The organism is Humibacter ginsengisoli (assembly GCF_054780095.1).
In genome coordinates this window covers 163553-180640 of sequence record NZ_BAAGWZ010000011.1, presented here as the reverse complement: position 1 = coordinate 180640, position 17088 = coordinate 163553, and the positions used below count along the sequence as shown (strand labels likewise).

At 65.1% G+C, this 17088-nt stretch carries 16 protein-coding genes; 11 read left to right on the top strand and 5 right to left on the bottom strand.

Features of this window, described 5'->3' with window-relative positions; genetic code table 11:
- Window positions 1-3: 3 nt before the first annotated feature.
- The 5 genes from ACYVI5_RS15100 (at window position 4) to ACYVI5_RS15080 (ending at window position 3889) form a co-directional block, all read left to right on the top strand.
- Window positions 4-477: an RpiB/LacA/LacB family sugar-phosphate isomerase gene (locus ACYVI5_RS15100; protein ID WP_460580935.1), complete on the top strand. Its 474-nt coding sequence runs from the start codon at window positions 4-6 to the stop codon at window positions 475-477.
- Window positions 474-1307, top strand: coding sequence for a triose-phosphate isomerase family protein (locus ACYVI5_RS15095; protein ID WP_460580934.1), 834 nt, complete (start codon window positions 474-476; stop codon window positions 1305-1307). Before ACYVI5_RS15100 ends, ACYVI5_RS15095 begins: the two co-directional genes overlap by 4 nt.
- Before the next feature lie 18 nt (window positions 1308-1325).
- On the top strand, window positions 1326-2162 hold the full coding sequence (locus tag ACYVI5_RS15090) for a DeoR/GlpR family DNA-binding transcription regulator (RefSeq protein WP_460536218.1): 837 nt from the start codon (window positions 1326-1328) through the stop codon (window positions 2160-2162).
- A 153-nt stretch (window positions 2163-2315) separates the two neighbouring features.
- Window positions 2316-3455 (top strand): DUF4185 domain-containing protein, encoded by a 1140-nt coding sequence (locus tag ACYVI5_RS15085; protein ID WP_460580933.1) that lies wholly within the window; start codon window positions 2316-2318, stop codon window positions 3453-3455.
- 44 nt (window positions 3456-3499) lie between these two features.
- Window positions 3500-3889, top strand: coding sequence for a tautomerase family protein (locus ACYVI5_RS15080; RefSeq protein WP_460580932.1), 390 nt, complete (start codon window positions 3500-3502; stop codon window positions 3887-3889).
- An 18-nt stretch (window positions 3890-3907) separates the two neighbouring features.
- Here the strand turns inward: ACYVI5_RS15080 and ACYVI5_RS15075 are convergent, their stop codons facing one another.
- Window positions 3908-5035, bottom strand: a complete 1128-nt coding sequence (locus ACYVI5_RS15075) for a glycoside hydrolase family 172 protein (RefSeq protein WP_460580931.1) — start codon at window positions 5033-5035, stop codon at window positions 3908-3910.
- 205 nt (window positions 5036-5240) lie between these two features.
- Between ACYVI5_RS15075 and ACYVI5_RS15070 the strand changes: the two genes are divergently transcribed.
- Both ACYVI5_RS15070 and ACYVI5_RS15065 read left to right on the top strand, forming a co-directional pair.
- Window positions 5241-6230 (top strand): LacI family DNA-binding transcriptional regulator, encoded by a 990-nt coding sequence (locus tag ACYVI5_RS15070; protein WP_460580930.1) that lies wholly within the window; start codon window positions 5241-5243, stop codon window positions 6228-6230.
- Window positions 6231-6268: 38 nt separating this feature from the next.
- A complete protein-coding gene (locus ACYVI5_RS15065) occupies window positions 6269-6472 on the top strand; it encodes a hypothetical protein (RefSeq protein ID WP_460580929.1) in 204 nt (67 codons plus the stop codon).
- A gap of 28 nt (window positions 6473-6500) precedes the next feature.
- Here ACYVI5_RS15065 and ACYVI5_RS15060 read toward each other — a convergent pair whose 3' ends face one another.
- The 4 genes from ACYVI5_RS15060 to ACYVI5_RS15045 are packed head-to-tail and all read right to left on the bottom strand — an operon-like array spanning window position 6501 to window position 10340.
- Entirely contained in the window at window positions 6501-7190 is a 690-nt protein-coding gene (locus ACYVI5_RS15060; RefSeq protein ID WP_460580928.1) for a hypothetical protein, read from the bottom strand.
- On the bottom strand, window positions 7187-8065 hold the full coding sequence (locus tag ACYVI5_RS15055; protein WP_460580927.1) for a carbohydrate ABC transporter permease: 879 nt from the start codon (window positions 8063-8065) through the stop codon (window positions 7187-7189). Before ACYVI5_RS15055 ends, ACYVI5_RS15060 begins: the two co-directional genes overlap by 4 nt.
- Window positions 8062-9006, bottom strand: coding sequence for a carbohydrate ABC transporter permease (locus ACYVI5_RS15050; protein ID WP_460580926.1), 945 nt, complete (start codon window positions 9004-9006; stop codon window positions 8062-8064). Before ACYVI5_RS15050 ends, ACYVI5_RS15055 begins: the two co-directional genes overlap by 4 nt.
- Window positions 9003-10340 (bottom strand): ABC transporter substrate-binding protein, encoded by a 1338-nt coding sequence (locus ACYVI5_RS15045; RefSeq protein WP_460580925.1) that lies wholly within the window; start codon window positions 10338-10340, stop codon window positions 9003-9005. Before ACYVI5_RS15045 ends, ACYVI5_RS15050 begins: the two co-directional genes overlap by 4 nt.
- Before the next feature lie 296 nt (window positions 10341-10636).
- Between ACYVI5_RS15045 and ACYVI5_RS15040 the strand changes: the two genes are divergently transcribed.
- The 4 genes from ACYVI5_RS15040 (at window position 10637) to ACYVI5_RS15025 (ending at window position 17055) form a co-directional block, all read left to right on the top strand.
- Complete coding sequence (locus ACYVI5_RS15040) at window positions 10637-13195, top strand: GH116 family glycosyl-hydrolase (RefSeq protein WP_460580924.1); 2559 nt, start codon at window positions 10637-10639, stop codon at window positions 13193-13195.
- A complete protein-coding gene (locus ACYVI5_RS15035; protein ID WP_460580923.1) occupies window positions 13192-14829 on the top strand; it encodes a fucose isomerase in 1638 nt (545 codons plus the stop codon). Before ACYVI5_RS15040 ends, ACYVI5_RS15035 begins: the two co-directional genes overlap by 4 nt.
- Before the next feature lie 70 nt (window positions 14830-14899).
- Window positions 14900-15442, top strand: coding sequence for an AAA family ATPase (locus tag ACYVI5_RS15030; RefSeq protein WP_460580922.1), 543 nt, complete (start codon window positions 14900-14902; stop codon window positions 15440-15442).
- 179 nt (window positions 15443-15621) lie between these two features.
- A complete protein-coding gene (locus ACYVI5_RS15025) occupies window positions 15622-17055 on the top strand; it encodes a dicarboxylate/amino acid:cation symporter (RefSeq protein ID WP_460580921.1) in 1434 nt (477 codons plus the stop codon).
- Window positions 17056-17088 lie beyond the last annotated feature (33 nt).

Here is a 17088-nt window from a genome sequence, read left to right as displayed (position 1 = left end):
ACGATGAGCCGCACCTGGCGGGTGGTCGTCGGATCAGACGACGCCGGATATCAGTACAAAGAGGCGCTGAAGGCGGATCTCGAGAATGATCCGCGCGTGAGCGAAGTCATCGATGTCGGAGTGGATGCCGACAGCCACACCCCTTATCCCACGGTCGCCATCGCAGCCGCCGAAATGGTCAGGGACGGTGAGGCGGACCGCGCGTTACTCGTCTGTGGCACCGGCCTTGGCGTCGCGATCTCTGCGAACAAGGTGCCGGGCATCCGTGCTGTGACGGCGCACGACAGCTTCAGCGTTGAGCGCAGCGTGCTCAGCAACAACGCACAGGTGCTCGCGTTCGGCCAGCGCGTCGTGGGCCTCGAACTTGCACGCCGGCTTGCCAGGGAGTGGCTCGGATACGAGTTCGACGAGTCGTCGGCCTCAGCCGATAAGGTCGCCGTGCTCGACGAGTACGAGCAGCACGACACGTGCGAGTGAACATTCCCATGGGCGATGTCAGACCTGACTGCCCTCGGCCCGTGATTCTCGGGGTAAGCCTGAAGCTGTACTTCGACCTTGGAACGACCATCGGTTGGTCGAGGAGTGTCGCGGCGATTGCGGCTCGGCATGCAGCGCTCGCAACCGGGGCGGCACGGCTCTTCGTGCTTCCGTCATTGCCTGCCGTGCCGGCCGCCATGCGGGAGTTCGCAGAGAGCCCGGTCGGGGTCGGCGCGCAAGACCTGTTCTGGAAGGAAAAAGGCCCGTATACAGGTGGTGTCAGCGGCGCCGACCTTCGTGCGATCGGGTGCCGGTACGCAGAGATCGGCCATGCGGAGCGTCGCAGCATGTTCGGTGAGAGCCGCGAGATTGCGGCACGAAAGCTCGCCGCGGCGTTCCGCACGGGGTTGACCCCGGTGCTCTGCGTCGGTGAATCCGCTCCAGAAGACATCGAGATTGCGCAGCGCGAGACGCTCGAGGAACTGGAGCAGGTGCTGGCGCTCATCCCGGAAAAGGGTGAATCGGACGCTGGCAAGCCGGAGCCGGCTCGCGAATTGATCGTCGCGTATGAGCCAGTATGGGCGATCGGAGCCGAGGCGCCCGCACCGGCGGAGCATATCCGCGCCGTCTCGAATGCTTTGCGTTCGCACTTGGCGGCCGACGAACGAATTGCAGACGCCGCAGTGATCTACGGGGGAAGCGCCGGACCCGGGATGCTCACCGAGCTGACTGGTTCGATCGACGGATTGTTCCTGGGCCGATTTGCCCATGACCCGCGTACAGTGGAGCGACTACTCGACGAGGTGGCTGCACTCCCCGGCCCGCGCTGACTGATCTGGAGTACTCGCATGCTCGAATCGGATGCCAGTCCCGGGGATGTAAAGGGCGACGCCCGGCAGAACCGACAGCAGACGCGACAGCGTGCGATCGCCGACGCAGTGATGGCCGAGGGAGCGGCCCGCATCGAACAGCTCGCAGAACGATTCGGGATCTCGCTGATGACCGTGCATCGCGATCTGGATGAACTGGAATCGCGAGGCCTGTTGCGGAAGTCACGGGGGGTGGCGACAGCGCAATCGTCAAGCCTCGTGGAATCCAGCGATGTCTATCGCGCGGGACAGGAGATCGAGGCGAAGCGAGCCATCGCCTCGTCCGCCATCGAACTCATCGAGCCCGGACAGTCGCTGTTCCTCGACGACTCCACCACAGTTCTGCAACTGGCCAAGCTGTTGCCGCAGAAGGCGCCGCTCACAGTTATCACGAACGTGCTGACCCTGATGAACGACCTCAACGGCCAGCGTGGCATCACACTGCTCGGCCTTGGCGGCACCTATTACAACTGGTGCAGTGCATTCATGGGAACGATGACGATTCAGGCGATCTCGCAACTGCGGGCAGACGTCTTCATCATGTCGACAGCAGCTATCACCGATGATGCATGTTTCTTTCAGACGCCTGAGACCGTGGACACGAAGCGTGCCATGTTCAACTCGGCGGCAAAGCGCATTCTGCTCACCGACCACACGAAATTCAATAAGCGGGCGCTCCACGAGATGGCCCAGCTGCGGGACTTCGACACGATCATCGTCGATTATGCGACGTCGAAATCGGATGTCGCACGGCTCCGCGAAATGGGGAATCACGTCATCGTTGCTCCGAACGCGCGTTCGCCGAAGACCACCTGAGTCTGCTCGCGACCTCCTCTGTTTAGCGCGGAATCGGTTTCGTGAAATCTCTCTATTCGCGCTCGAAGCGGTCGGCGCCTCCTGACATCGACTTGACGAAACCGATTTCATGGCGTTCACTGATCACGATCGGTTCGATGAGGAGGATCACGGATGGCGCATCCGCATGCTCGCGCTGCGGCGCGATTCACGCCCCTGGTAGCGGTGGTCTCCGTCACCGTCGTCGCGTTCTCCGGATGCTCGTCCGACGATCCCGCAACCATGCTCTCGACCCAGGACCGGCCCTCGGTGCTCGCCGGCGTGACCAACGTTCATCAGGTGTCGCAGCTCACCGGGCCGAAGTCGCCGAACAAGACCGATCGCTTCGAGGTCGCCGGACAGGACCTCGGATCCATGTTCCAGGCGGATGGCAAGACGTGGTTCGTCTTCGGCGACACCTTCGGACAGCGCGATCCTGGCATGACGGGCGGCGGCGGAACCGAGTGGCGCTCCAACGCGATGGCGTACACGACAGACACGAACCCAGCGGACGGCATCCACCTCGACGGCTACATCGTCGACAAGCAGGGCTGGGCGAAGGAGCTGATCTCGTCGAAGAAGGTCGACGAGGTCGAGATGACGACGATCCCGACGTACGGTTTCGCGGCGAACGGGGACATGTACCTCGACTACATGTCAGTGAAGCATTGGGGCGATCCTGGCGAGTGGGAGACCAACTACGCGGGACTCGCCAAGTCGACGGACCACGGCCAGACCTGGAAGAAGCTCGCGTCCCCCCGCTGGGGCGGCAACAGCAACTTCGTGCAGGTCAGCGTGGCCACGGTGGGCGACGAACTCTATTTCTGGGGCGTCACCCACGGCAGGTTCGGCCAGGTGAAGCTGATGAAGGTTCCCGAGAAGGATGTCGAGAAGCAGAGCGCCTACCGCTACTTCACCGGCACGAAATCGGATGGCGCGCCGCAGTGGAGCGCAAATATCGCCGACGCCAAGGTGGTCGCCGGCGGCACCGTTGGGGAGCTGTCGGTGGTGTGGAACGATTACCTGCAGCGCTGGCTCATGACCTACACGGACGGCGCGGGTGCCGGCGCGCTCATCAGCGACAGTGCGCATCCGTGGGGTCCGTGGTCCACGCCGAAGACGCTCGTCTCCGCCACGACCGTACCCGGGCTGTACGCGCCGTTCATGCTTCCCCAGTACACGGCGAACGGTGGTCGCACGATCTACTTCACGCTCTCGAAGTGGGGCCCGTACAACGTGTTCTGGTACCGCGCCGATCTGAAGAGGAAAAAGTAGTCACAGACCAGCTGGCCTCGTTGGCGCTCGGTAGTGTGACCGACATGGCTCAGGTGGTGGTTTACGGGCGGCGTGGCTCGCTCGCTCAGCGTCGAACGGCGCTGTCGGATGCTATTCACGAGGCGATCATGCTCGCACTCGACTACCCACCGGAGAAGAAGTTCCAGCGGTTCATCTCGCTCGACGCCGACGACTTCATCTACCCTGCGGACCGCGGCCCGGACTACACGATCATCGAGATCTCGATGTTCGAGGGGCGCTCGGAGAACGCCAAGCGAACCCTCATCGCGGAGCTGATCGATCGCGTTCGGACGAAAGCCGGCATCGAGCCGCACAGCCTGGAGATCACGATCACCGAAACCCCGAAGGTGAATTGGGGCATCCGCGGACAGAACGCTGCCGACCTCGCCCTCGGCTACCGCGTCGACGTGTAGCCCACAGGCATCCGTGCGTCACTCGGCCGCGGGCATCCGCGGAGGCGTGGCACCGAGGTCGGGCACGGCCTCACGGCCTAGGTGCACCTCCAGGTCGTCGACCGACGGGGTCTTCGGGCGCCTCGCCGTCGGCCGGTCGAGGTAGAACAGCGATGTCGAGGCGATGTCGTCCCGTAGCGGAAGGTAGCGCCATCCACTGCGCCAGCCGAGGGCCTGGATGTCGACCCGCAGCCGCTCCGCGAACCGGATCGGATCGGCCAGGTGCCAGCGGTACATGCCGAAGCGCTGCAGGCTGTCATAGCGACCGTCGGGCCGGATCACCTGCGGCATACCGAGGAACGGCGTGGAGAACTCGGTGTAGCCCTTGCCCGGTACGTCGAAGTTCCAGGCGCCGCCGAAGTAGTCCTCGGTGCCGGTGCCGCAGATCGTCGGGTATTCGTCGTCGGAGTCCAGGTAGAACTTGATCTCGCCCTCGCCCCACCAGCCCGCACTGTTGGCGCCCCACGCGATGTACGTGCCGACATACTGCCCGGCGCCCTCGATGTCTTCCAGGAGAGTGTGCGTCTTCAGATAGTCCAGCGGGTTGCTGCGGCGCCACTGGGCGTGCAGGTATCCGTCGCTCGAGTAGTCGCCGCCGACCTCGTAGGTGACCTGGTAATACACCCGCACCGTGACGTCGGAGAGGTTCTCGAGCGTGAGGCGCGCGCCGTCGCGGAACGGCATGGGCCAGTACGAGTTGAAGCCGCCGTGGGGGTTCGCAGCGATGACCTGCGAGTCCACCTGGGCGAATCGGCCCCAGCCGTTGCAGAAGAAGTCGCTGTACGGCACCTCGATGGCCGGCTCGGATGCGCCGTCCCAGTACGCGCGTAGCAGGAGCGTGCGCCAGTTGTCGGTGTGCGTCGTGATCCAGATGTGCTGGATCTTGCCTGCGCCCTGGATGCTCGCCAGCTCGAAGGTCTCGCCCGCCGCGATGTCGACGCTCGGTGAGATCTTCCATCCGGGGCCGAGGTCTCTGGCACAGGATGCGCCGGTGCCTTCCGTCGCGCGTCCGCCACCGCCGACCGAGCCGTCGAAGTTCTCCGGGCTGATCGACCGGGTCTGCACCCGGCGAATGCGGGCGAGCGAATCGAGGTCGCCGATGGTCACGTCATGTCTCCTCTACGTCGTTGTCGAATCGATGCGGGCGCCGATCGGAATCGTTGAATGCGAAGCCGTACATCCCGTAGGCTTGCAATCGATTTCAGTCAATCTAGGGCTCGCCTTCTGCCGGTGTCAACTCGGTGAACGGGCGGCGCTACAGTACGGACATCGCCCACGTCAGGCGGTGCTGAGCATGGGGTGGGAAGAGTCGATGGCCACGATCTATGAGGTCGCAGCACTGGCCGGGGTGTCGCCGGCCACCGTCTCGCGCGTCTTCAACGGGATGAACGTCTCTGCGGAGAAGTCGAAGCTCGTGCGCAAGGCCGCCGACGAGTTGAAGTTCACGCCGAACCGCACGGCCCGCACGCTCCGCAAGCGCAACTCGGAAGTGCTCGCGCTGGTCATCCCGGACATCGAGAACCCGTTCTTCACGTCGCTAGCCCGCGGCGTGGAGGACGTCGCCCACGATGCCGGATACTCCGTCGTGCTGTGCAACAGCGACGGCGACCGCGAGAAGGAGGCCAAGTACCTCGACATCGCGGTCAGCGAGGACATGGGCGGCGTCATCATCGCGGCGGCCGACGAGCACAGCAACGTCGACAGCCTCCTCGCCCGCGGCCGCCCGGTCGTCGCCGTCGACCGCAGCCCGCACGGCGTGGAGGTGGACGCGGTCACCGTCGACAACAGGGCGGGAGGGCGTGCGGCGACCCAGGCGCTGTTCGACCAGGGCTACCGGCGGGTGGCGTGCATCACCGGTCCGGCGGATGTCGAGACAGCCATCCTCCGGGCCGACGGTTGGCGCTCGGCCACCACTGCGGCCAAGGTGGCCTACCGGCCAGAGGACTACCTGGTGAACAGTGACTTCCGGGTCGATGGCGGGCGCGAAGCCATGCGCACCCTGTTATCGATGGAGGAGCCGCCGGATGCCATCTTCGTCGCCAACAACCTGATGAGCGTCGGCGCGCTTCAAGTGCTCATCGAGCGCAGACAGATGCCGCCCGCCGTCGGGATGGCGAGCTTCGGCGACCTCCCGTTCGCCGCGCTCGCACCGGCCGGAATCACGGTCGTGCACCTGCCGGCGCGGCACCTCGGTGTCACAGCCGCCACGATGCTGCTGGAGCGTATCCGCGGCGACCAGCAGCCGGCCCGCACCGTGGTGCTTCGCAATACGATCTCCGCGCCTGAGGCATCCACACTGTAGGTCGTGAGACGGGCTGTGACAGCGGCAGGAAGATGCGCGTGAAGGATGCGCCAGGGACGCGCAGCCTGAAGCCCGACAGCGCCATCCATGCGAGCGAGAACAGTGCAGCGAGACCGAAGACGACGACTCGGGGATGCGCATACATCATCGCGGCGTCGACTGCGGCCGCTATTCCGGCACTGATTCTGTTCTTCTTCCAGCGGCAGATTCCTGAGTCCATCAAGACATCCGGATTCAAGTAGACAAACGGATCGAGCCGCCGCAGAACGGTCAGTGCGCCATCAACCCTGCGCTCATGTGGCGAACGGCCAGCACGGACACGATTGCAAGCGGTGCCGGTAGCAGGAACAGCAGCGTCCCCGAGAACTGCGCAGCCGCCCAAACACCGAGTACGGCGATCGCGGCGATCCCGATGGCCGGCACGGGGCGCCGGGCGGTCAAGACGAGCGCAGCAAGGACCAGCCTCAGTCCCCGAATATGCGATTCGGAGGCGCCGAGTGGTAGCCCGATAGCGATCGCGAGCACCAACAGCATCGAGATGCTTGATCCGACCGCCGCAGGTGCCATGACCAGCAGTGAAGCGGTCCGCAACCACACCAGCACCGATACGAGGGTGAGTGCGACCGCAATCGCAGTGACGCCGAAGAGTCCTAGCGACAGCCGCCAGCTGCGCGCCAGATAACGCCCGATCGAGAACGCGCCGGGCGTCTCTCCGTCGAGGGCGTCGTGCGCCTGCGACACGAGCGCTCCATACACCGGCCCGAGCAATGCGGCGTACAGCAGCGAAGAGACCGGCGTGATGCCTGGTGCGATCCAGAGCACGAATCCCGTCGAGATGCAGGCGCTGGTACCGGTCACCAAGAACGCCGGCAGAGCGTCCCACAGTTGGCGACCTGTGCCGACAAGCAGCGTTTCGTCGCGGGCAGACGGTGGGCCCGAGGGCCGGCTCTTCGCAGTCATCCGCGGATTCCGCTCGAGGCGATGCTCGCTACGAAGCTGCGCTGGAAAACCAAGAACAGGACGAGTACCGGGATGACCACCATCGTCACCGCCGCGAACACGACGACGGCAGGACCGCCGCCCTGTCCCGCCTGCAGCGTGACGAGCCCGAGCGGCAGCGTCATGTTCTGCGGACTGCTGATGAAAATCAGCGGTCCGAAGTAGTCGTTCCACGCTGCCTGAAAGTTCAGGATGACTAGTGCCGAGATCGCCGGGCCCGAGAGCGGCACGAGCATGCGAAAGAGGATCCAGAGGTGCCCGGCCCCGTCGATCCGCGCCGCTTCGTCCAGCTCCCTGGGAATGGTGTTGAAGTACTGCCGCAAGAAGAAGATGGCGAAAACGTTGATAAAGGCCGGCAGCCACAGCGCAGTCAGCGTGTCTACCAGGTGCAACGTGCGCATCAGGATGAACACTGGGATGATCGTCAGCTGCACGGGCACCATCAATGCGCTGAGGATGCCGACGAAGATCGTTTGGCTGCCGCGAAAGCGTAGCCGCGAGAAGGCGTACGCGGCGAGGATGCTCGTGAAGAGCGAGCCTGCCGTCGCGAGCGTTGCCACGATCAGGCTGTTCAGGAACATGCGACCGAACGGGATCAGCCCGAATACTTGCGCGAAGTTATCGAGACTGAACGGCACCGGGGCCCAAGTAGGTGGCAACGCGAACGCGCGGGCTGCATCCGTGAGACTCGTCGAGATTAGCCACACGAGTGGCGACACCATGAGGATGCCCACGAGCACCAACACGATGTCGAGCACGATCGAGCCGGTGCTGACGCGCCGCCGCCGACGCGGAACGTCGTGTGCGGCTTCGACAACGGATATCGGAGAGGTCATTGCTCGTACACCCACTTTCGTGATCCCCAGAACTGCAGGGCTGTCACGCCCATGATGATGACGAACACAAGCAGGGCGATCGCGGAGGCATAGCCGATGTCGAACGCCTGGAATCCGGTCTGATAGAGGTACATCACGATCGACATGGTCGAGTTGTCCGGTCCGCCGTTCGTGATGATCTGCATCGGATCGAAGATCTGGAACGCGCCGATGAAGGTGATCACGGTCGCGAAGAAGATCGTCGGCGACATCAGCGGGATGGTCACATTGAAGAAGATCTGCCTGCTTGAGGCACCGTCGGTCTTCGCCGCCTCGATGAGCTCGTTGGGCACCGTCTGCAGCCCGGCCAACATGATGATGAACGTGTAACCGATGGTGTGCCAGAAGTCGATGCCGATGATAGCTGGCAATGACCAGGCGGGGTCGGTGAACCATTGCGGCGACGGGATGCCCAGCTGACCCAAGTAGTACGCGACGTATCCGAAGGACGGGTCGAGGACGTACTTCCAAAGCAGCGCGACGGCCGCCCACGAGATGAGGAATGGGAAGAACACTGATGCGCGCGTGAAATACGAAACGGCCCTATTGGCGACGCGGTTCACGGCGAGCGCCAGGAGGAGGCCGCCGACCACATGGGTGATGACCGATGCGAGCGCGAACGCGAACGTCGTGAGCAGCGTCCGTCCCAGAAGCGGGTCGCTGAACAGGCGTGCGAAGTTCGACAGGCCGGCTGGCTGCGCGGGCGTCAGCAGATCCCATTTGAAGAACGCCAGCGCGATCGCGACGACGAAAGGCCCAGCGATGAAGATCAGGAAGAAGATCATCGCCGGACTGATGAACGCATAGCCCAGCCAGGCCGGAGGCCGGTAGCCTCGGGCGGCGTTCTGGCCGCCGGGGCGTACCGGCCTCGAGGTGCTGGCCGACGTAGCCAAGGTTGTCACAGCAGTCCCGAAAGCGTCGTGCTGAGCTGCTTCAGGCCAGCGTCGGCCGCGACGCCGCCGGTGAGAATCTTGAGCCACGTCTGTTCGACGGCTTGCTGACTCTCCGCCCCGCGGTTCGGGGACGGTACCGGCGTCGCGTACGACGCGGCCTGATACAGAAGCTCACTGCCTTTCGGCGCACCCTTGAGAAACGTCTCGCTGAGTGCGATCGACTTGCGAGCCGGAATGTTGGTCCCACCGACCTTCGCGAAGTCCTCGCCCGCTTCCTTCGTGGTCAGGTACTTGATGAACGACCAAGCATCATCCTTGTTCTGCGAAGAGGTGAGGATAGGGAAGGCGTCCCAGCCGATCGGCGTGCCGAGCTGCTTCTTCTTGGGCATCTTCACGATCTGCACCTTGTCGACGAGGTTCAGTCTGATCATGTCGATGGTCGGCCACCGACCGCCGGCCAGCGCGGCGAGCTTGCCCTGCGAGAGTTGGGTGGCCGCGTCGAAGTTGCCGCCGGGCTTCGGTGAGTAGCCACGGTCGACCATGGACTTGCAGAACTCGGCGGTCTCGACGGCTTCGGGGGAGTCGATGACCGGCTTTGTCCAGGATTCGTTCAAGGTGCTCGCGCCGTTACTCAGCAGCCACGGCATGATGTCCGTGAACTGAGCGCTTCCGAACGGCAGAATGTAGGCCCCGGTCTTGCTCTTGATCTTCTCCGCGGCGGCCTCGAAGTCGTCCCAGGTCCAGTCATCGTTGCCGGGCAGGTCGACGCCCGCTTTCTGGAACACCTCTGTGTTGCAGTACAGGCACACTGTGTTGAAACCCCCGGGCATGTAGTACGTCTTGCCGCCCGGGTTGCCGTACTCGTCGCTCCATTTCTTGTATGTGGGATCGATATCGGCGTAGTAGTCGTCGATCGCTGTCTTGTCTTTGGCGATGTACGGGCTAAGGTCCTCGATCAGCTTCTTCGAGCGGAAGATGCCGAGGCCTTCGGTGGCGATGTCGATCACGTCCGGGGCAGCACCGCCGGCGATGCGTGTGGCGACCGTGTTGGCGAACCCGGCCCAGTTCTGGGCAGCGATGCCCTGCGCGGCGAACTGCACCTTCGGGTTTTCTTTGACGAAGCCGGCGTACTCGGCCTTGACAGCCTTCTGCTGGCTAGCGTTCCCGTAGAAGACGAAGGTGAGTTTTCGCGATCCAGTTGAGCCGCCGGACGAGCCGGACGAGCAGGCCGCGAGAGAGGCTGCCGCGGGAAGGGCGGCGGCGAGTCCGAAGAGTTGGAGCGCTCGCCGACGCGTCATGCCGGCCGACATGAAGGATCGGCCGCTTCCGGTTGTCGATTCCACGATGAATCCCTTTCGTTGCTGTGGTGGTGCAGTACCAGTGGGGCGAAAGACCAAATCGATCGGCGCGACGACGCGCAGCTCCTGCCCGCACGCATCCGGGCGGCGCGGAAACGATCGCCACAACGAAATCGATTACAGACATTAGGCCGCTAATGAGGGCGAATGTCAAGATTCGCCTTTCCGGAACCTGCGACACACGGCCAACTCCGTCAAATCGTGAAGCGACGCCGCCGCTTGCACCCGTCGACGATGTGCCCACATACTTGAAACCGATTACAAGAAGGGTTGCGTCGACGATGACAGTTCAGCAAGCGACATCGGCCTCAGCTGCCGCGAGGGTGCTGGGCCCCCAGGCATCCGTCGCGGCGTTCCCGCTCGGCGGCATCGGAACCGGCAACGTGTCGATCGGAGCCAGGGGAGAGCTGCGCGACTGGGAGATCTCGAATCACCCGGACAAGGGAACCTGGCTGCCGTTCACGTTCTTCGCGATCCGGGCAGAGCCGGTCGGCGGAGACACTGTCGTGCGCTTACTGGAGAGCCGGCTGCACGCGCCGCACGAAGGGGACTCTGGTCATCACATCGGCAAGGTCGCCGGGCTGCCGCGTATGCAGTCGTCGCGCTTTTGCGGCGAATATCCGATCGCGACCGTCGACTTCACCGACGACGCGCTGCCCGTGACCGTGCAACTGACCGCCTTCACGCCGCTCGTGCCGCTCGACGCGGATGACTCCGGCATCCCGGGCGCAATCTTCCGCTACACGGTCACGAATCCCACCGACGACGTCGTGCGCGTGAACCTCGCCGCCGCGATGTCGAACCCGGTGGCCATCACGGGCCACAACGTGTTTCAGTTCCCGGAGTATGCCGGCACGCCCACCGTGCAGCTCCGCGACGACGGGCGCATGCGTGGTCTCGCGTTCGGCACCGACCTCGAACCCGACGACGTACGGTATGGCACCGCAACGCTCACCACTACCGACGACGCCACCGCCACGCCGTGCTGGCCCGTGGACTTCTGGCAGGACGGCATCCAACTGTTCTGGGACGCCTTCGTCGCGACCGGCCGGCTCGAACCGTCGCCGGTCTTCAGCCTCGACGGCGATGACGTCGCCACGCTGCCCAAGCTCCGAACCGGCAGTATCTCGGTCGAGCACGAGCTGGCGCCAGGGGAGTCTTGCGATACCGAGTTCGTGCTCGCCTGGCACACGCCGAATCGCCCGAAGGCGTGGAACGGCATGGTCGGGCTTCCCAACACGCACGCCGACGAGATCGTGCAGAACCAGTACGCCACCCGGTATGCGGATGCCTGGGCCGTCGCCTCCGACCTCACCGGGCGCCTCCCGCGGCTGGAGGCGGCGACGCGAGCGTTCCACGACGCGCTCTACGGCTCCACGCTCCCGGCGGAGGCGGTGGATGCCGTCACCTCCACGCTCGTGGCGGCACGCAGCACCACGTGCTTCCGCATCGCCGACGGCACCCCTGAGGGCCGGTTCGCCGCGTGGGAGGGCAGCTTCGACCATGCAGGCAGCTGCGAGGGCACGTGCACCCATGTGTGGAACTACTCGCAGACGCTCGCGGCACTGTTCCCGACGCTTGAGCGCAACGCACGGCGCAACGAGTTCCTCAACGAGACGCTGCCAGACGGACGGATGCGGTTCCGCACGAACTCCGTGTTCGACGCCGAACCGCTGGAGTTCCACCCGGCGGTGGACGGGCAGATGGGCACCATCGTGCGGCTCTACCGCGAGTGGCGCTTCAGCGGCGACGACGACTTCCTGCGCGAGCTGTGGCCTGCCGCGAAGCGAGCCCTCGACTTCGCGTTCACCGCGTGGGACTCGAACGGCGACGGCGTGCTCGACAGCCAGCAGCACAACACGTACGACATCGAGTTCTACGGTGAGAACTCGCTCGCCAACTCGATGTTCATCGCAGCACTCGCTGCAGCGGCCCGCATGGCCGAGCACCTCGGCGACGGGGACGCAGCCGAACGGTACGCGCGGGCGGCCGACACGGCATCGGCGCTGGTCGACAGGATGCTCTACAACGGCGAGTACTACGACCAGCGCCTCGACGACGTCGACGCCCACCGCTACCAGTACGGCACCGGATGCCTGAGCGACCAGCTGCTCGGCCAGACGCTTGCGCATCTCGTCGGACTCGGCCACATCCTTCCCGCCGACCACGTGCGCAGTGCGGTGCACTCGATCCACCGGCACAACTTCCGCCGTGGGTTCGACGACTACGCAAGCGTGCAGCGCACGTACGCGCTGAACGACGAGGCAGGACTCGTGCTCTGCACCTGGCCGAACGGCGGACGCCCGCGCATCCCCTTCGTCTATTCCGACGAGGTGTGGACCGGCATCGAGTACCAGGTCGCCACGAATCTCATCTACGAGGGATTCGTCGACGAGGGCCTCGAGATCGTGCGGGCGACGCGGTCCCGGCACGACGGCATCCGCCGAAACCCGTGGAACGAGGCCGAGTGCGGCAACCACTACGCGCGTTCGTTGGCCAGCTGGGGTGTGCTCCTCGCTCTGACCGGAGCGCAGTGGGATGCCCCGGCCAGGCGGCTGAGCATCGCCCCCGTCGATGCGGTCTTCCGCGACGGTCACGCCAGTGTTCCGTTCACCACTGGCACGGGTTGGGGCGTGGTCGAGCTGGACGATGACGGCGCGCGGATGCGCGTACTCGGCGGGCGCGTGACCGCGGGCGTCGTCGAGGTGGCGCATCCGCGACTCGGCCAGCTCACGGCATCCGATGTCGCACTCGACACGGGCCAGACGGTCGAGCTCCGCTCTGCGGCAACAGGTCTTTCCACACTCGCGCATCCGACCCAACAGGAGATCTACCGATGAGCACGTACACCCTTCCCAGGCCGCTGGACCGCCCCGAGGTGAAGCCGAAGACGCTCTACACGGTGGCCAGCGGTGACCTGCGCCCGAGCGCCAACGTCAAGTGCTGGCCGACGCAGCGCAGGCTGGAGGAGGACTTCGCCGCGGCCGCCGAATCGTTCGGGTGGTCGATCGAGCGGACGCATCCGTTCGACCCGGAGAAGGGTCACGGCTTCATCGACAGCCAGCGTGCGGGCATCGAGGTGTTCAAGAACATCCCGGCCGACGCGCCCGTCGTCGTGGTCGACGCGGTGTGGCAGTACAGCCACCACGTGCTGCCCGGGCTGCGCACGCATCGCGGGCCGATCCTCGTCGTGGCGAACTGGGCGGGCGACTTCCCCGGACTCGTCGGGCTGCTCAACCTCACCGGCAGTATGACGAAGGCGCAGGTCGACTACTCCGCTCTCTGGAGCGCGGACTTCACGGATGCCTGGGCTCGCGCGAAGCTCGGCGAGTGGCTCGAGACCGGCACCATCGTGCACGACACATCGCACGTTCGCGACCTCCCCGGGCTCGACCCGGAAACCCCCGAGGTGCAGCTGGGAACGGCGCTGGCCAGGCAGCTCAAGGACGAGAAGGCGATCATCGGCGTCTTCGACGAGGGCTGCATGGGCATGTACAACGCGATCTTCGACGACGAACTGCTCAACCCGCTCGGAATCTATAAGGAGCGGCTCTCGCAGAGCGCGCTCGTCGCCGAGATGAAAACGGTGACGGATGCCGAAGCCTTCGCAGTGAAGGCGTGGCTGGACGACCGCGGCTTCGAGTTCCGATTCGGTACCGACCCGGCCACCGAGCTCACCGAAGACCAGGTGATGAGCCAGTTCCGCATGTACGTTGCCGCGCTGCGCATCGCCGACGATTTCGGGCTGGATGCTGTCGGCATCCAGTACCAGCAGGGCCTGAAAGACACGGTACCGGCCAGCGACCTCGCCGAGGGGCTGCTGAACAACGAGGAGCGCCCCGCAGTGCTGACTCGCGACGGGAGTCGCGAGCTCTATGCGGGACATCCGCTGCCGCACTTCAACGAGGTGGACGAGGGCGTCGCGGTGGATGCTCTCGTCACCAACCGCATCTGGACCGCGATGGGACTCGATCCCGCCACCACGTTGCACGACATCCGCTGGGGGGAGGAGTACGACGGGGAGTTCGTGTGGGTGTTCGAGATCTCCGGATCCGTTCCCGCCTCGCACAACGGCGGGTATGACAAGAGCTACGCCATGCGGCAGGACCCGATGTTCTTCCCTCTCGGCGGCGGGACGCTGGCCGGATGCTCGAAACCCGGCGAGATCGTCTGGTCGCGAGTGTTCATCATGGACGGCGAGTTGCACGTCGACCTCGGCAGAGGGCACGTCGCTGACCTGCCGGCCGAGGAGACGCAGCGGCGGTTGAACGCGACGAACCCGGAGTGGCCGATCATGCATGCCGTGCTGCACGGTGTGAGCCGCGACCAGCTGATGGCACGGCATAAGGCGAACCACGCCCAGGTGGTGTACGCACCGGATGCCGCCACTGCCGATCGCGCGCTGCTCGCGAAGGCCGCGCTCTTCGCCGAACTGGGCGTGCACGTGCACCTCTGCGGCGACGTGGCGGTGTAGTGGCAGCCGTTCCGGCGCAATTGCCGGACCGCAATCGCTCCGTGATCGCACCCCGGGGGATGATGCTTCAGTGCTTCCGAAGCTGATCCTGATCAACGGCGTGCCCGCCAGCGGCAAGACGACGCTTGCCAGGTCGTGGTGTGACCAGCATGGCGAGCAGCTCCCACTGTGCCTCGACGTCGACTCGATCCGAGCGATGCTCGGCGGATGGCGGTACGCGCTGCACGATGCCGGTCTCGCGGCAAGAGACATCGCGATCGCGGGAATCGAAGCGCACTTGCTCAATGGTCGGAATGTGGTCGTCCCGCAGTACCTTCGTCGCGCGGAGTTCATCGAACGCCTCGCAGCGACCGCTGCTCGCCGTGACGGGTTGTTCGTCGAGACCGCACTGAGCATCGATGCGGCCATCGCGCAGGCTCGGTTCCTGGCACGGGCAGAGTCGGTCACAGATGCTGATCCCCACGGTGCCCTTCCCATTCGCATGGCGGATGTCGTAAGCGAGTTCGAGGACTTCATGACGTCGCGGCCGCGAGCGGTGCGGATCCCGAGCGGCGAGGGTGCCCTGGTGTCGCTTGAGGCCGCGATCGCGGAGGCGGAAGCGACTCGCGGGTAGAGCAGGCTCGCAGCGTGCCACAGTCCTGCCATCAGCAGGGCGCCGTCCAGTGGCGGGTGGTGTCGAATTGTGCGCATCGAGCGGATCGGGGTGGTGAGAGAGCGGATGCGCCGGCGGGCCGCGTAACAGATCGTCACGCTGCAACCGCTTACCGCGGCCGCTCACTAACGTGTCTCGGCGTGACATCGACGACTTCGGCAGACCGGCATCCGACAGGCGACGACACCGCGGGCGACAAGCCCGGACGTAAGCCGAAGCCCTGGTACACCTCCTTCGGCGTGCAGATCATCGCCGGTCTCGTCGCCGGTGTCGTGGTAGGTCTCATCGCCCGCACACTCGGCGGCACGACGCTGAACCCGAACTGGCTCACGGCGACCGTGACCACGATCGGCGGCGCCTACGTCTCGCTGCTGACGGCAGCGGTTGTGCCACTCGTCTTCACCGCCGTCGTGAGCTCGATCGCCAACTTGCGCAAGGTGTCCAACGCCGCGCGGCTCGCCGTGCAGACGCTGATCTGGTTCGCGATCACGGCATTCATCGCCGTGCTCATCGGAATCGCGCTCGGCCTCATCGTGCAGCCCGGCTCGCACACCGGTGTCAGCAAGGCGGATGCCGCCGACCCGACCCACGTCGGCTCCTGGTGGGCTTTCCTCACCGGACTCATCCCGGCGAACGTGTTCGGCCTGTCCGCTCAGTCCCAGGTCGTCGGGACCGGCGCGCAGGCATCCGTCACCACGGCGGTCTCGTTCAATGTGCTGCAGGTCATCGTGATCTCCGCCGCGATCGGAATCGCCGCGCTCATGGTGGGCAAGAAGGCGGAGCCGTTCCTCACCCTGACCACCTCGGTGCTGGCGATCATCCAGAAGGTGTTGTGGTGGATCATCCGCCTGGCCCCGATCGGCACTCTGGCGCTCATCGCCAAGGCCGTCGCCACGTATGGGTGGGATGCCCTGGGCTCGCTGGGCGTCTTCGTGATCTCGATTTACGTGGGGCTCGTGATCATCCTGTTCGTCGTGTATCCGATCATCGTTCTCATCAACGGACTGTCGATCAAGCAGTACTACTCGGGCGCGTGGCCGGCTATTCAGCTCGGCTTCGTTTCCCGCTCGTCGATGGGCACCATGCCGCTCACGGAGCGCATCACCGAGCGCAACCTGGGTGTGCCGCGGGAGTACGCGTCGTTCGCGGTGCCGCTCGGTGCGACCACCAAGATGGATGGATGCGCCGCCCTCTACCCGGCGCTCGCCTCGATCTTCGTCGCGCAGTTCTACGGCATCCACCTGTCGTTCGGGCAGTACCTTCTGATCGTGGTCGTCGCGGTGATCGGATCCGCCGCCACGGCGGGCACAACGGGTGCGACCGTGATGCTCACGCTGACACTGTCGACGCTCGGCCTGCCGCTCGCCGGCGTCGGCCTGCTTCTTGCGATCGACCCGATCATCGACATGGGCCGCACCGCGATCAACGTCGCAGGGCAGGCGCTCGTGCCGACGATCGTGGCCAAGCGCAACGGCATCCTGAACCTCGGTCTCTACAACGCACGGCGGAACGCCAGCGACCCGTTCAACGACGACGACGTGGACGAGAAGGAGCAGGAGCCGGCCGCCGCCTGAGCGGCAGCTCCCGTCCAACCACCCTTGTATTGC